The organism is Sphingorhabdus pulchriflava (assembly GCF_003367235.1).
Classification (GTDB): domain Bacteria; phylum Pseudomonadota; class Alphaproteobacteria; order Sphingomonadales; family Sphingomonadaceae; genus Sphingorhabdus_B; species Sphingorhabdus_B pulchriflava.
In genome coordinates this window covers 1,992,755-2,006,850 of record NZ_QRGP01000001.1, presented here as the reverse complement: position 1 = coordinate 2,006,850, position 14,096 = coordinate 1,992,755, and the positions used below count along the sequence as shown (strand labels likewise).

Below are 14,096 nucleotides of genomic sequence, written 5' to 3'. Positions count from 1 at the left end.
GGGCTATTTCTTCGGCGGCCAGGGGAAGAAGCCCGACGTCCGCTCGACATATTCGACATAACCCGGTCGGCTCTTCTTCAGCCCACGCTCGAGCAACGGCTTGCCAGACCATTTGGTCAAAGTGAAGGTCAGGAAGATCGGGCCGATGATGCTGATCCAACCGGCTGGGCCAGTTTCCGCCGCCACCAGCCAGATACCCCACCAGGTGCAGGCATCGCCGAAATAATTGGGGTGGCGGGTATAGCGCCACAACCCGGTATCGAGCACCTTACCCTTGTTTGCAGGGTTGTGGCGGAAGGCCTTTAACTGCGCATCGCCAACGGTTTCAAAGATAATGCCGATCAACGCGACGGCAACGCCTGCCCATGCAATCGGCCCCATCACCCAGCGCCCGCCTTCACTCGCCCAGATGCCGAGCTGCGCGGGCAGCGAAGTGATGAACAACAACGGCGCTTGCGTCAGGAATACCATCAGCAGCGCGGTCTTGGCCCAGCTCCAGCCCTTGGTTTCCATCGCATGGCCCATGATCTTCTTGTAACGGGGGTCTTCGCCCTCGCGCCGCCAACGGGTGACGAGGTGCGCGGCAAGTCGCACGCCCCAAATCGTTGTGAGCGCCAGCAACACATCGGCACGGCGACCCTGCCCGTCGATCTGGAACCAGCTTGCCCATGCAAGGATGACCATGCCGAACGCCCAGAAGGCATCGATGAAAGAGACGTCGCGAATTTTGACCGCATAGGCCCAGAGCAAAAGGATCGCGATCATCAACGCCCCAAGGTTGATTGCCAGCATTGTCAGTGCTTCGCTCATGTTTCGCTCTCCCCTGTTATACTCGCCATCTTTTTGCCCGGATGTTTCGGCGTCACTTTGGCGTAAAGTTCAGCAATCTTCGCCATATCTGCTTTGAAATCGCCGGTTGGCCAGATCGCCGGACCAAGGCCGCCACTTTTCTTGGCATAGTCCATCATTCCGACCACCAGCGGCACTTTGGCACCCAGGGCGATGTGATAGAAACCGGTTTTCCATTTACGCACTGCACCGCGCGTTCCTTCAGGGGCTATGGTGAGCATGAATTCGGTGCGTTTCGCAAATTCGTCGATCATCGCCTGAACATAATTTTGGTTCGACGAACGGTCGACGGGCACGCCGCCCATATCGAGCATGAAATTCTTCCATGGCCAGCGAAACAGCGACTTTTTCGCCATGAAATGCGGCATGATACCCAGATCTTCGGTCAAGCCGATGAAATAGAGAAAGTCCCAGTTTGACGTGTGTGGTGCAGCTATCAGGACAAATTTGCGCGGTTCGGGCACTTCACCAAAAGCGGACCAGCCGTTGCGGCGATAAATCCATACAAGTGCCCTACGGAACAGACGTGACACCAGGCTTGGCCGACGAATTTGGTTGGTCATATGCGACCTGCTTCCCCTCTCACTATCGGCAGACACTGGACTTGCCCGATTGCAAAAGCAATTAGCTTGTTTCCCGTATTGGGTGGCGCTAGTCCGCTGCCATCAAAATAATTCAAGCGGGATTGCCATGTCAGACGCCTTCATTCCGGTCATTTCGGCGACCGGGCTTTACACCCCTAGCGATACCATCTCGAACGAGGAACTGGTCGCGAGCTTCAACGCCTATGTTGATCTGTATAATGCACAAAATCCCGATGCCGAGCCTTTGGTGCACAGCTCGGTTGAATTTGTCGAAAAAGCGAGCGGCATCAAATCGCGCCATGTGATTGACAAGACCGGTATCATCGATCCCGAAATCATGGAGCCGCGCTATGCCGAGCGCCCCAATGACCAGATTTCGCTGATGGCCGAAATCGGCGTTGCCGCCTGTCGCGATGCGCTTGCGAAGGCCGGACGCGATATCGCCGATGTCGACGCTGTCCTCTGCGCCGCTTCGAATATGCAGCGCGGCTATCCGGCAATGGCGGTCGAAATCCAGCACGAGCTGGGTATGGAGCGCGGTTTCGGTTTCGATATGAATGTCGCTTGCTCGTCCGCCACCTTTGGCATCCAGACCGCAGCTGACTATATCCGCAGCGGCAACGCGCGGTCGGTGTTGGTGGTGAACCCCGAAATCACCTCGGGCCATTTGAACTGGCGCGATCGCGACAGCCACTTCATCTTTGGCGATGTTGCAACCGCCATTCTTGTCGAGGCCAAGGATCTGGCCCCTGCCAAGCATTGGGAAATTCTCGGTACCCGGCTGAAGACCCAGTTTAGCAACAATATCCGCAACAATTTCGGTTTTCTCAACCGCGCCGAGGGCAAGGGGCCGGTTGACCAGAGCGGGCCCAAGACCGACAAGCTGTTTGTCCAGGAAGGCCGCAAGGTGTTCAAGGAAGTGGTGCCGATGGTCGCGCAAATGATCGTCGACCATGCCGCGCATTTGGGCCTTGAGGGCAGTAATCTGCGCCGTCTGTGGTTGCATCAGGCCAATCAGGGAATGAACCGCCTGATTTCGCAGCGCGTGCTGGGACATGAAGCGAATGAAGATGAGAGCCCGACTGTGCTCGACACCTATGCCAATACCTCGAGCGCGGGTTCGATCATCGCCTTCCACAAGCATAATGAAGACCTTAAGGTCGGCGATACCGGGCTGATCTGCTCTTTCGGGGCGGGCTATTCAGCGGGTACGGTCTTCGTGCGGAAGGTTGCCTGAACTTTGCTCTAACGTGTCTGTGTCGCGCGCCAAAGGTCGGGTTGAATGAAGTTGCCTTGCCAGATACCCCGGCGAGCCGAGCTGGCTGCGTCTTCTTCGCTGCCATAGTCGCGCAGGCCATAATATTCGTGTGACACCGCGAATCCGTCGGTCACCTGTTTGGCACCCAAATCAGGTGTTTGCGTGGTTTTGCAGGTGGCGAGTGCGCGATGATAGCGGTCCTGCGCATCGGTTACACATGTGAGGCCGGGTTCGAGCAGCAGTTTTTCGAGTGCCGCCCGGGCCGCCTTGCCGCATTCCCATTTCATACCTTTGGCATCATTGCAGGTCTGGCGGTATTCAGGGGCATCGATGCCCTTCAGGCGGAATTTGCGTGGGCCGATGGCAAAGCTGTCACCGTCGGCGGTCTGCATGGGCGATCGTGCAGCAATGATCGTTTCGCGTGAAACAATACCATCGGCATAATACCAGGCGGCCAAAATGGCGCCGAGCATCAAGAGGAAAAATAGGCCGCGCACAATGCGGTAACCGCGTTTGCGATACACCCGGCCGTCAGGGAATTTGAGGGTGATCAATAGCCTCCCAGTGACGGGAATTTCGCGACGATATGGTCGTATACTGCCTGATGAAGTCCATTGTGGAATGAGCAACCATATTCGTCGCCCTGTTTCCAGATGACTTCAACTTCAAGCGGGGCAAATTCTGGCAGGGTCACAAAGACCCTGCGATTCAGATTGAGCAGGACCGGACAATTTATGCGACAACCGGATTGCGACAGGTCGATCATCTGCCCTTTGTGCCGCCCTGCGCCATGTTCGCGGATTTCAATCGGTATATAAACATGGTCACGGTTGAAGCGGCGGGCCTCCATCCCGGATTCGGGGGCGTTTGAACGTTGGTCGCCTTCAGACACGCATTGCCGCTCCTGGCTGGAAGTCTGTATCTGCGCCATCTATTACCACCCATAACGTTAAAGTCCAAATTGAATAACGGCATGGGGTGACGTTTGTTTACATCGTTGGGATCAATCGAGGATCAACCCCAATGCGATGTAGATCAGAAGAGCCGAACCAAAGCCAACCAGAGTAGCTATAACAAAAGCTATACGGATGACGGTAGTATCAATGCCGCTCCAGTTCGAAAGTCCGGCGCAAACGCCCATGATTTTCTTGTTGGTACGATCGAGTGTCAATTTGGTCATTTTACCTTTACTCCCATTAACTGTTTTGATGACAGGATCGCGGCGCATCATGCGATACCATTGCTGACGGCGGGCGCGATGCTCATGCCGACGGTGATGAACGCGCAGACCAAGGCTGCTGCGATCGAAAAAAGCTGGTTGCGAAGCGGGGCGTTCATTTCAAAAATCCTTTCGAAATCGTCTTGCGATCAGGCAAGATAAGGCGACATGGGAGCAACGGCCGGAGCAATGCTGACGCCGATGGTCAGGAATGCACATGCGATAGCTGCGAAAACCGAAGCGAACTGGTTGCGGGTCGAAATGGTCATTTTAAAAGTCCTTCCTTGTTCATGTTCCGGATCATTCCGGGGATGCCAAGGTATAAGCATGGGGCGTGCCAGTTTTAGAAAAACACATAAATACAATATCATGATGTAATTCATGCTCTTGGAAGACGATTTTACAAATCTGAATATTGGGAAAATGCGCCAACATTTTGGAATGGAGTTGGTGAAATCCGCACCATGGATGTGCAGCTAACCCAAATCGACATTGACGCAGGCTGCATCTCGGATAGGGCGCTGGCATGGCGCTCGATAGGCTCGACCTGACAGATTTTCGCAACCATGCGGCGCTGAGCGTGCGTCCGCAGGGGCGCTTCATTATCCTGCATGGCGCAAACGGGGCCGGGAAGACCAATATATTGGAGGCGGTGTCGTTGTTGGTCCCGGGGCGGGGTCTGCGCCGGAGCAATTTGCACGAAATGGCTCGGCAAGGTGGATGCGGAGGATTTGCCGTGGCTGCGAAGCTCGACGAGACGGCGCTGGGCACTGCAGTGTCGGCGGAAGCACCGGGGCGCCGTATCGTGCATATCAACGGTGCCAATGCCGCGATCAACGATCTGGCGGAATGGCTGTCCATATTGTGGCTGACGCCTGCGATGGACCGGCTGTTCATGGACGGGGCCGGCGCGCGCCGCCGTTTTCTTGATCGGTTGGTGCTGGCGCTTGAGCCTTCGCACGCGCTCAATAGCAGCCGTTATGAAAATGCCCTGCGCCAGCGCAACCGGATGCTGTCCGAAGGCCAGGGCGATGCCGCCTGGTTCGATGCGGTCGAAGCCAGTATGGCGCAATATGCGGCGGCAATTGTCGAAAGCCGGTCGCGCACAGTGGCGCAGCTTTCCGAACGGCTTGCCGCCATGCCGCCATCACCCTTTGCCCGGCCTTTGCTAGTGCTGGAGGATGACAGCATCCCCGTTGCCGACACGCTGGCCGCTGGCTGGAAAGCCAATCGCGGGCGTGAACGGGCGGCGGGTCGCACATTGTCCGGCCCGCACCGCAACGACCTGCTCGTTCGGCATGACGGCCATGGCCAGCCAGCGGCAAGCTGTTCAACGGGCGAGCAAAAAGCGCTGCTGCTCTCGCTTATTCTTGCCCATGCCCGGCTGGTGGCTGAATTGCGCGGGGCACCACCGATCCTGCTGCTTGATGAGATCGCGGCGCATCTCGATCCCGGTCGTCGCGAGGCCTTGTTCGAGCGGCTCTACGATACCGGCAGCCAGGTGTGGATGACAGGCACCGAGGAAAGCCTGTTCGATAGCGCAGGTTCAGACGCCTTGCGGCTGCACATCGCCGAGAGCGCGCTTGGCTGAAACCGGCGAGTGCGATAAGCGCATCGATATGACGCAGAACGCCCCTGATCTTGCCAGCCACTATGTCGCGCGCGGCATGCGCAATCCGCAACTTATCGAGGCGGCGCTGGCGATCAACGAAGACCGGCTGCCCGATGCCGAGCCGATTTTGCGCGCACATCTGCATAAAGACCCGTTCGATGTAGCGGCAATCCGTCTGATGGCGCAACTGGCGGCGCGGCTGGGGCGGTTCAAGGACAGTGAGGCATTGCTTCGACGGGCCATCGAGCTTGCCCCCGATTTCACTGCTGCACGATCAAACCTTGCCGGAATACTCTATCGTCAAAACCGTTTCGAAGAGGCGGTCGAGTTGCTTGATACCGTGCTGCAAGTCGACGCTGACGATGCCAGCGGGCAAAGCCTTATGGCCGCCGCGCTGGGTCGGATTGGCGAATATGACGAGGCGCTGGCGCTCTATGGAGCGCTGACGCAGCGTTTCCCGCAGCATGCCAAGCTTTGGATGAGCTATGGCCATGTCCTCAAGACCGTTGGGCAACAGGACGAAGGCATCGCCGCCTATCGCCGCGCGCTGGCGGTGGAGCCGACCTTGGGCGAGGTCTGGTGGAGTCTTGCCAATTTGAAGACCGTCCGCTTCGATGATGCCGACATTGCGGCGATGGAGGCCGCACTGGAGGCACCTAGCCTCTCTGACGATGACCGGCTACATCTGCATTTCGCGCTCGGTAAGGCGTTTGACGACCGACGTGAGGCCGAAACTTCTTTCGGCCATTATGAACGGGCCAATGCGATCCGGCACAGCCAGCTAGACTACGACCCTGATGTGGTGACCCAGCATGTCGACAAGATCATCGCCACCTTCACCCCCGAATTTGTCGCTGCCCGTGCAGGGCAGGGCGATCCCACGCCCGATCCGGTCTTCATCCTCGGCATGCCGCGTGCCGGTTCAACGCTGCTCGAACAGATATTGGCCAGCCATTCGCAGATCGAAGGCACGATGGAATTGCCCGACTTGCCTGCCATTGCGCTGCGCGAAGGCAAGGCAACGCCGAGCGGCTGGGTCGATGCGGTCAGGGATATGCCAGCGGAGCGTTTGACCGAACTGGGCGCTGAATTCCTTCAGCGCACCGCTGTGCAGCGCAAGACCGACAAACCCTTTTACATCGACAAGCTGCCCAACAACTGGGTCTATACCGGCCTGCTCAACCTGATCCTGCCCAATGCAAAGATCATCGACGCGCGGCGGCATCCGCTCGATTGCTGTTTTTCAAACTTCCGCCAGCATTTCGCCAAGGGGCAGGCGTTCAGCTACAGCCTGTCTGATATGGGACGCTATTATGCCGATTATGTGCGGCTGATGGCGCATTTCGACAGGGTGCTACCGGGGCGCGTCCACCGCGTGATCCACGAACAGGTGATTGAACAGCCCGAGGCGCAGGTGCGCGCAATGCTCGATTATCTGGACGTGCCGTTCGAGGAAGCCTGCCTCAACTTCCACCAGAACAAGCGTGCGGTGCGCACCGCATCGAGCGAACAGGTCCGCCGCCCGATCAATCGCGACGGGGTCGAGCAGTGGAAGCCCTATGAACAATGGCTCGATCCGCTGAAGGCTGCATTGGGTACGCTATGGCAAACCTATCCCGAAGTTGCTGGCGCGGGAAAATAAGCTGATGTCTTTCGCCGCAATTGGCGTTAGGACGTCCACGACATGCTGAGCTTGCCCAATATCCTCACGCTTTCGCGGATTTTCGCGGTGCCAATTCTGGTCTTCCTGTTGTGGCCGGGAACCAAACCGCACAGCGTGCAGCCGTTACCGATCGATTATTGGTTCGCCTTCGCGCTCTATTGCCTGATGGGGATTACCGATTATTTCGATGGTTATGTCGCGCGCACACAGGGGACGGTTTCAAAACTGGGCGTGTTCCTCGATCCGATTGCCGACAAGATCATGGTCGGCGCGGTCATCCTGCTTTTGGTCTTCACCCGCGATGTCGATGGCTGGCATGTGATTGCCGCGTTGATCATCCTGTTGCGCGAAATAACGGTGTCGGGCTTGCGCGAATTTCTCGCCGGATTGCAGGTTTCGGTGCCGGTCTCGCAACTGGCCAAGTGGAAAACCACCGCGCAGCTTGTGGCCTTTGGTGGGCTGATATTGGCCGGGGCGTTACCCGACTGGGCATTGCTGAAAACCGCCGCGCTCAGCCTTTTGTGGGTGGCGGCGGTGCTCACGATCATCACCGGCTGGGATTATCTGCGCGTCGGCATCAAGCATATGGATTGACCATGAAGCTGGTCTATTTCGCACGCGTTCGTGAGGCGCTTGGCCGCGATAGTGAGGATATCGATTTTCCGGCCAATGTGCGGAGCGTATCCGAGGCACTTGATTGGCTGGCGACGCAATCACCCAACCATGCCGAGGCCTTTGCTGACCGTTCCAAGCTGCGCTTTGCGCTAAACCAGCGCATGGTGAAGGCGGATGCGGCTATATCCGGGGCCAGCGAATTTGCCATTTTCCCGCCGGTGACTGGCGGATGATCCGCGTTTCGATCCAAGAAGTTGCATTCGATATCGCGGCTGAATGCGCGGCATTGGAGCGTACCGGCGTCGGCGCGTTGGCTACATTCACCGGCATTGTGCGCGGTGATGATGGCGTGACTGCAATCGAGCTTGAGCATTATCCGGGCATGACCGAGGCCAGTCTTGTGAGCATTTGCGAGGCTGCCAAAACACGCTGGGCCCTTGCAGGATGCACGATCATCCATCGCATCGGCCGGATGGAAACAGGCGAACCCATCGTTCTTGTCATAACGGCTTCCCCGCATCGCACAGCCGCGTTGGAGGCCTGTGCCTTCCTGATTGACCGGCTGAAAACCGACGCTCCGTTCTGGAAAAAGGAATATCGCGGCGACGCGGTCAATTGGGTCGAGGCGAAAGCGAGCGATGCTGCCCGCGCCGATAGCTGGGGTTAGGCGGGCACCAATTCGCGCATCGTTTCTGCGAGCAATTCGAATTCAGGCTGACGCGGGCTGTTGGTCCGCCAAACGAGCGCAATTTCGCGGCTGGCATGCGGGGCATCAAGCGGGCGGGCCTCGACTTCGGTGCCATTGAGCAGCCCGTTTTTCACCGCGATTTCGGGCACCAAAGTCTGGCCGAGGCCGTTATCGACCATCTGGATCAGCGTATGCAGCGAGGTGCCGAGCATCGTTGCTGACGCGCGCAGTTCGGGGCGATTGCAGGCAGCGAGGGCGTGATCCTTCAGGCAATGGCCGTCGACGAGCAGCAGCAGGCGCGATTCATCGATCATTTCAGGTACTATGGTGCTGGGCGGATTATCGGGTTCGCCCTTGGGAAAGGCGACGAACAGCCGGTCGTCGAATAGCTTGGCATGCTCGGTATCGCCGCAACCATAAGGCAGCGCCAGCAGCACGCAATCGACCTGCCCGCGGTGTAGTGCCTCACACGCAGCTGCACTGGTTTCTTCGCGCAGATAGAGCTTGAGATCGGGATATTTCTTGCGCAGTGCAGGCAGCAGGCGCGGAAGCAGGAAGGGGGCGATGGTCGGGATCACGCTCATCCGCAACTCATCGGCCAGTGGCTTACCGGCGGCCCGCGCCATGTCGGCCAGTTCCTCTGCCTCGCGCAATATGCGGTGCGCCTTGGCGACCATTTTCTTGCCCAAAGGGGTGAAGCGCACAACGCGCCGGGTGCGTTCGACCAGTACCAGCCCGAGCAGCGACTCGAGCTCGCGGATACCTGCGGACAATGTCGACTGTGTGACATAGCAGGCATCGGCTGCCTTGCCGAAATGGCCCTGCTCTTCGAGCGCGACCAGATATTGCAGCTGCTTCAGCGTGGGCAGGTAGGTCGACATATAGCGGTCCAATCGATTAATCGGGCTTAATTAATCGCTATATCCGATAAAATCCATGTTTTTCCTTTGACCAAAGTCAACAGGTCTGGAATTATTTGCATCAGCGCTTAACTTTACAGGCGTAACAAACGAATGGCCAATGCGGACAGGAAGTCCGCACTGCGGGTTGCGGGAGGTAAAAGGCCATGCTGGGAAATTTTGTCGAATATCTCGACTCGATCAAGGCACGCGATCCGGCGCCGCGTACACGCTGGGAGATTTTGCTCTATCCGGGCGTATGGGCGCTCGGGATGCACCGTGTCGCGCATTGGCTGTTCAAGGGCGAGATGTATTTCCTCGCGCGGTTGGTGAACCACATCTCCCGCTTCCTGACAGCGATCGATATTCACCCGGGCGCGACAATCGGGCGGAATTTCTTCATCGACCATGGCTTTGTGGTGATCGGCGAGACCGCCGAGATCGGTGACAATGTGACCATCTATCAGGGGGCGACGCTGGGCGGCACCAACCCGACCAGCGGACAAGGCGGCAAGCGCCACCCGACTTTGGGCGACAATGTGATTGTCAGTCTGGGTGCGGCGATCCTGGGCCCGTTGACCGTCGGTGCAAACAGCCGCATCGGTGCCAATGCCGTGGTCACCAAGGATGTGCCCGAAGGTGCGACGATGGTGGGCATTCCGGCCAAGCCGACTTTGGTCGAGGTGAAGCCCGAAACGCAGAATTTTGTGCCCTATGGCACGCCGTGCAGCGAACGCTTCGATCCGGCGACGCAGAAACTCGAACTGCTGCAATGCGAAATGGAAACGATGCAGAAGCGCCTCGCCGTGCTGCTCGAAGAGCGCGATGCCCTTGCGGCGGCCAAAAGTTCGGCACGCAAGCGTGGAGGTAGCAAACCGGCTTGAGCGCGATCATCACGCCCTTTCCGGTTTCAGCGCGCCATCCGGCGCAGGTCGGCTTTGAGCGTGACGAACTTACCCGCATTTTGGATTTGTACGGTCGCATGGTTGCGGCGGGAAACTGGCGCGACTACGCCATTGATCTTGGCCGCGATGTCGCGATCTTCTCCGCCTTCCGACGAAGCGCCGAACGCCCCGAATACCGCATCGTCAAAGACCCCTCGCTGCGCAACAAGCAAGGCATGTGGGCGCTGATCGGTGAGGGCGGCGGGGTGCTCAAACGCGGACACGAACTGGTGCCGGTGCTGGCGCCGGTTGAACGGAAATTGCTGAAGCTGGTGGAGGGTTAGTAGCCCTTAACGTTCAAGTTTGCGGACCACCCAAAACCGTAGCCCTGAGCTTGTCGAAGGGCGGCTCGCGGTTTACGCTGACCTCTATGACCAGCGACTGGATGTTTCACTGCTATTTGCTGCGATGTTCGGACGGCACTTTTTACTGCGGCCATACTGACGATATGGAACGGCGATTGGCAGAGCACAAATCCGGTGCGTGTGGCGGCTATACTTATAAGCGTCGCCCCGTCGAACTCGTTTGGAACGATGCGTTTCAGACGCGTGATGATGCTAAGGCCGCAGAAAAACGGATCAAGGGCTGGAGTAAGGCCAAGAAGGAAGCGTTGATTCAGCGCGATTGGGTGCGAATATCGGAGCTTGCCCGATGCCGTGGTTTGAACCGATAGGCGCCCTTCGACAGGCTCAGGGCTACGGTTTTCTTGCGCGGGAACCCTTAAGCACTCACCGGCAAAGTCGGCCAATACTCGGCTATCTTGCCCCCATCATACACGCCAATATCCCCAAACTGAAGGAACAGCGCCTCGCTCTGATCAGGGCGCATGAAGATGGTGTCGCCGGGTTTCAGGTCGATCTTGCGCGATCCGGTCAGCAATTCCTGATTGGAAGAGCGGCCGAACAGCTTGGAATATTGCAGGCCTTCCGGCGATGCGGGTTTTGCCAACCAATGGCCGCCATGGATATAGAACCCGCGTTCGGTGTTGCGATCCCACCAGTGTAGTGCGCCTGATAGTGGCTCAAGGCCGGGTAGTTGCTGGTCGCTGCTGGCCTTGAGCACGGGTGTGGCTATGAACGCCGCCGGGGTAAGGTCGGCCAGATCGTCATAGTCGAAATCGCCGGGTTTGACGAAAGCGGAGCCGACCGAAACTTCATTGGCGACGGTTCCCTTGCAATGCCGGCGGAAGGTCGGGCTGCCAGCGCCGTTGAGTGTCATTGCGCTGATATCGAGGTCGGCAGACTTCAATATTCCGATAGCGTTTTTATAGGCTGCCTGCGTCGCCGCATAGGTCTTGTCCGGGTTCGGCATTTTGGGGACGTGCGGGTCATAACCCATCAGGCCTGAGAGCTTTACGCCGGCCTTTTTCGCGGCCCCGACCGTGTCGGAAAGCATAGCCGGATCGGCAAAGCCGCCGCGATGGAGGCCGACGTCGATCTCAAGGCTGGCATTCAACTGCACCCCGCGTGCCTTTGCCACCTCGATATATTCGGAGAGGCGCAGCGGCGTATCGATCAACCACTGCACATTGGCGATGGCAGCGCTACCCGCTTTATCGATCACGCGCGCATATTCGCTGGCGGGGAGGGGCTTGCCCATCAGGTAATTGGCGTCGGCGCGTTGCGGCAGCAACTGCAGCAGCATTTCCGCGCTGAACACCATCAACCGGTTGCTGCCCATGCCAGCGAGGACAAAGTCGAGCAGCTTGGGTGACGGCAGTGACTTGGCAACAACGCGTAACGGCAGGCCAGCCTTGTCGACGCTTTGCCGGATCGCGGCGACATTGGCGGCAAGGCGCTGGCGGTCGATCACCAGCGTGGGGCGGTTGAGGCCCGCACGGCCGAGCGAGGCCGCAAGCCCTTTGAAATAGTCGCTGTGCATCGCTCCCTCCTCTGCCGGGCGCAGCAGCATTGCACCCGCTCCCGCTGCTATCAAGGCACCGCCGCCAATAAAGAAGGTGCGGCGCTTCATCCGAAAATCCGTTTCAGGAACGGATTGAGCATCCGGCCTTCGGGATCGACCGAACGCCGAACGGCATCCGCCTCGGCAAATTGCGGATAGAGCCGCTGGAAATCCTGCGCGCCGAGCGAGTGCAGCTTGCCCCAATGCGGGCGCCCCCCAGCTTCGCGGAATACGGGCTCGGCCAGCTTGTACATCCAGTCATGGTCTTCCTTGTACCAGGCGTGCACCGCTATCGAGCCGCTTTCGCGTTCGTAAAAAGGGGATAGCCAGGCATCGTCTGGGGCGATGATGCGGGCTTCGATGGGGAAGAACACACCGCGCGCGTCGCTTTCGATCCGGCGGATGATTTCGCGCAGCACGCCAACTTGCTCGGCGATTGGCAGGTGATATTCCATTTCCTTGAAACGCACCGGTCGCTCGTTTGACAGCAGCTTCCAGCCTTCATCGATGGCGATGTCGGGCGGGATATCCGCCATTGCAGATTGCGCCGCTTTTCGGCGTAACTCGGGCGTAAATTCGAACAGGTCGCGCAGCGATTTAAGGTCCATCAGCGTATCGGTATCGCCGTCGGGCCCGCGCGGGGTAACCGGTTCGGTCGTGGTGTCGTGGGTGATGAGCGCCGATTTGCCGGTAAAGGGCAGGACGAGAAATTCGGCGTTGCGATGCTTTTCGGCGAGCGCAGGCCATTGGCGCAGCATGTCGTCGGTGTCGACTAGCGAAACGACCTTCTTCACCCGTTCTAGCGGGCGGTTCTGCAAGGTGACTTCGCTCAACACGCCAAAGGCACCCAGCGATACCCGAGCAGCATGGAACAGTTCGGGCCGCACATCGCGGCTGCATTCCGCCACTTCGCCATTGGGCAGAACCAGCCGCATCGCGGTCACTTCGCCATGGATTGCCTTTACGCCCTTGCCCGTACCATGCGTGCCTGTGGCCAACGCACCCGCCAGCGTCTGTTTGTTGATATCGGGCAGGTTGGGCATTTCCTGCCCGATGCCCGCGAGAAGCGGACCGAGCGCGGAAAGTTTCGTACCCGCGCGAACAGTCGCGGTCATCGACGCCGCATCGTGCCGCACAAGCCCGCTCAGCCGATCGAGAGAGAGCAAGGTGCCTTCGGTCGGGACCAGTGCGGTAAAACTGTGGCCGGAGCCTACGGGACGTACCGGCGTCTGCGCTTTGGGCAGCAGGGCGGCGAGTTCGGCCTCATTGGCCGGTGCAGCGCGGACGACGGGATAGGAATGTTCATTTCCGGCCCAGTTTGACCAGAGCGCGCGACCCTTTGTATCAATGGGTTCGGGCAGGTCAGGCTCCCGGCTTAGCCACATTCGGCGTCCGGCCAGCCCGCCGAAGCCCAGCGCCAACAACCCGGCTCCTCCCAATAATGCGCGACGGCCCAGTTTCATTGTTTTTCCTCCCGGCCAGCCATGAAGCGGATCAAGGCTTTCATGTCATCAGGTGTGCAGCTGAAACATTGGCCGCCGGCGGGCATGCCCTTCTTGCCCTGAATGGCAGCTGCAAGCAGTACGTCTTCGCCCTGCGTCCAGCGTGTATCCCAAACGCTGCGGTCGCCGGTCAGCGGCGCGAGCGAGTCTTTGACGGTATGGCATGCCTTGCACGATCCCGCATAAAGTTCGGCGAGTTTCGGATCGGATGGTGACAGCATCGCGCTCTCCGCCTCGCTCAGCGGCTTGGGCGGGGGCTCTCCGCTGCCACAGGCCGCAAGTGGCATTGCCAGAATCGCCAGCGCAATTTTTCGCATGCTTTCCCCTTCCCAAAGCTAGAAATATAGCTATAACTATATTT

The 14,096-nt window shown here is 58.7% G+C and carries 18 protein-coding genes; 9 read left to right on the top strand and 9 right to left on the bottom strand.

Translation table 11 applies throughout. The features are described 5' to 3' along the window. Positions 1–3: 3 nt before the first annotated feature. A complete protein-coding gene (locus DXH95_RS09930; RefSeq protein ID WP_115549167.1) occupies positions 4–810 on the bottom strand; it encodes a DUF1295 domain-containing protein in 807 nt (268 codons plus the stop codon). After that, the gene (locus tag DXH95_RS09925; RefSeq protein ID WP_115549166.1) at positions 807–1,412 is read right to left on the bottom strand and encodes a lysophospholipid acyltransferase family protein; all 606 of its coding nucleotides are present in this window, start codon (positions 1,410–1,412) and stop codon (positions 807–809) included. Before DXH95_RS09925 ends, DXH95_RS09930 begins: the two co-directional genes overlap by 4 nt. Positions 1,413–1,539: 127 nt before the next feature. On the opposite strand from DXH95_RS09925, the gene DXH95_RS09920 reads away from it, so the two are divergent. Beyond that, positions 1,540–2,670 (top strand): beta-ketoacyl-ACP synthase III, encoded by a 1,131-nt coding sequence (locus tag DXH95_RS09920; RefSeq protein ID WP_115549165.1) that lies wholly within the window; start codon positions 1,540–1,542, stop codon positions 2,668–2,670. Positions 2,671–2,678: 8 nt separating this feature from the next. Here DXH95_RS09920 and DXH95_RS09915 read toward each other — a convergent pair whose 3' ends face one another. From DXH95_RS09915 to DXH95_RS09905, 3 genes are all read right to left on the bottom strand, one after another. Then, on the bottom strand, positions 2,679–3,245 hold the full coding sequence (locus DXH95_RS09915) for a thermonuclease family protein (RefSeq protein ID WP_115549164.1): 567 nt from the start codon (positions 3,243–3,245) through the stop codon (positions 2,679–2,681). After that, on the bottom strand, positions 3,242–3,583 hold the full coding sequence (locus DXH95_RS09910) for a PilZ domain-containing protein (protein WP_181883626.1): 342 nt from the start codon (positions 3,581–3,583) through the stop codon (positions 3,242–3,244). The genes DXH95_RS09915 and DXH95_RS09910 overlap by 4 nt, the downstream gene beginning before the upstream one ends. A 111-nt stretch (positions 3,584–3,694) precedes the next feature. Continuing rightward, positions 3,695–3,871 (bottom strand): PspC domain-containing protein, encoded by a 177-nt coding sequence (locus DXH95_RS09905; RefSeq protein WP_115549521.1) that lies wholly within the window; start codon positions 3,869–3,871, stop codon positions 3,695–3,697. 565 nt (positions 3,872–4,436) lie between these two features. Here DXH95_RS09905 and recF point away from each other — a divergent pair. The 5 genes from recF (at position 4,437) to DXH95_RS09880 (ending at position 8,467) form a co-directional block, all read left to right on the top strand. After that, entirely contained in the window at positions 4,437–5,501 is a 1,065-nt protein-coding gene (gene recF, locus DXH95_RS09900; RefSeq protein ID WP_115549162.1) for a DNA replication/repair protein RecF, read from the top strand. A 76-nt stretch (positions 5,502–5,577) separates the two neighbouring features. Next, positions 5,578–7,164, top strand: coding sequence for a tetratricopeptide repeat-containing sulfotransferase family protein (locus DXH95_RS09895; protein WP_239016623.1), 1,587 nt, complete (start codon positions 5,578–5,580; stop codon positions 7,162–7,164). A gap of 42 nt (positions 7,165–7,206) precedes the next feature. Next, entirely contained in the window at positions 7,207–7,779 is a 573-nt protein-coding gene (pgsA, locus tag DXH95_RS09890) for a CDP-diacylglycerol--glycerol-3-phosphate 3-phosphatidyltransferase (RefSeq protein ID WP_115549161.1), read from the top strand. Between the two features lie 2 nt (positions 7,780–7,781). Next, positions 7,782–8,033 (top strand): molybdopterin converting factor subunit 1, encoded by a 252-nt coding sequence (gene moaD / locus DXH95_RS09885; RefSeq protein ID WP_338061704.1) that lies wholly within the window; start codon positions 7,782–7,784, stop codon positions 8,031–8,033. Then, positions 8,030–8,467 (top strand): molybdenum cofactor biosynthesis protein MoaE, encoded by a 438-nt coding sequence (locus DXH95_RS09880; protein WP_115549159.1) that lies wholly within the window; start codon positions 8,030–8,032, stop codon positions 8,465–8,467. Before moaD ends, DXH95_RS09880 begins: the two co-directional genes overlap by 4 nt. On the opposite strand, the gene DXH95_RS09875 is transcribed toward DXH95_RS09880, so the two are convergent. Further along, positions 8,464–9,369 (bottom strand): hydrogen peroxide-inducible genes activator, encoded by a 906-nt coding sequence (locus tag DXH95_RS09875; protein ID WP_115549519.1) that lies wholly within the window; start codon positions 9,367–9,369, stop codon positions 8,464–8,466. The genes DXH95_RS09880 and DXH95_RS09875 overlap by 4 nt on opposite strands. 185 nt (positions 9,370–9,554) lie before the next feature. Between DXH95_RS09875 and epsC the strand changes: the two genes are divergently transcribed. The 3 genes from epsC to DXH95_RS09860 all read left to right on the top strand — a co-directional run bounded on the left by epsC (position 9,555) and on the right by DXH95_RS09860 (position 11,004). Next, on the top strand, positions 9,555–10,271 hold the full coding sequence (gene epsC / locus DXH95_RS09870; RefSeq protein WP_115549158.1) for a serine O-acetyltransferase EpsC: 717 nt from the start codon (positions 9,555–9,557) through the stop codon (positions 10,269–10,271). After that, on the top strand, positions 10,268–10,615 hold the full coding sequence (locus tag DXH95_RS09865) for a DUF2794 domain-containing protein (protein WP_115549157.1): 348 nt from the start codon (positions 10,268–10,270) through the stop codon (positions 10,613–10,615). Before epsC ends, DXH95_RS09865 begins: the two co-directional genes overlap by 4 nt. An 86-nt stretch (positions 10,616–10,701) precedes the next feature. Further along, the gene (locus tag DXH95_RS09860) at positions 10,702–11,004 is read left to right on the top strand and encodes a GIY-YIG nuclease family protein (protein ID WP_239016600.1); all 303 of its coding nucleotides are present in this window, start codon (positions 10,702–10,704) and stop codon (positions 11,002–11,004) included. A 47-nt stretch (positions 11,005–11,051) separates the two neighbouring features. Here DXH95_RS09860 and DXH95_RS09855 read toward each other — a convergent pair whose 3' ends face one another. From DXH95_RS09855 to DXH95_RS09845, 3 genes are read right to left on the bottom strand one after another with little or no spacing between them, the layout of a single operon-like run. Next, entirely contained in the window at positions 11,052–12,302 is a 1,251-nt protein-coding gene (locus DXH95_RS09855) for an alanine racemase (protein ID WP_115549156.1), read from the bottom strand. Further along, positions 12,299–13,696, bottom strand: a complete 1,398-nt coding sequence (locus tag DXH95_RS09850; RefSeq protein ID WP_115549155.1) for a D-arabinono-1,4-lactone oxidase — start codon at positions 13,694–13,696, stop codon at positions 12,299–12,301. Before DXH95_RS09850 ends, DXH95_RS09855 begins: the two co-directional genes overlap by 4 nt. Continuing rightward, complete coding sequence (locus tag DXH95_RS09845; protein WP_115549154.1) at positions 13,693–14,052, bottom strand: c-type cytochrome; 360 nt, start codon at positions 14,050–14,052, stop codon at positions 13,693–13,695. The genes DXH95_RS09850 and DXH95_RS09845 overlap by 4 nt, the downstream gene beginning before the upstream one ends. Between the last annotated feature and the right edge of the window lie 44 nt (positions 14,053–14,096).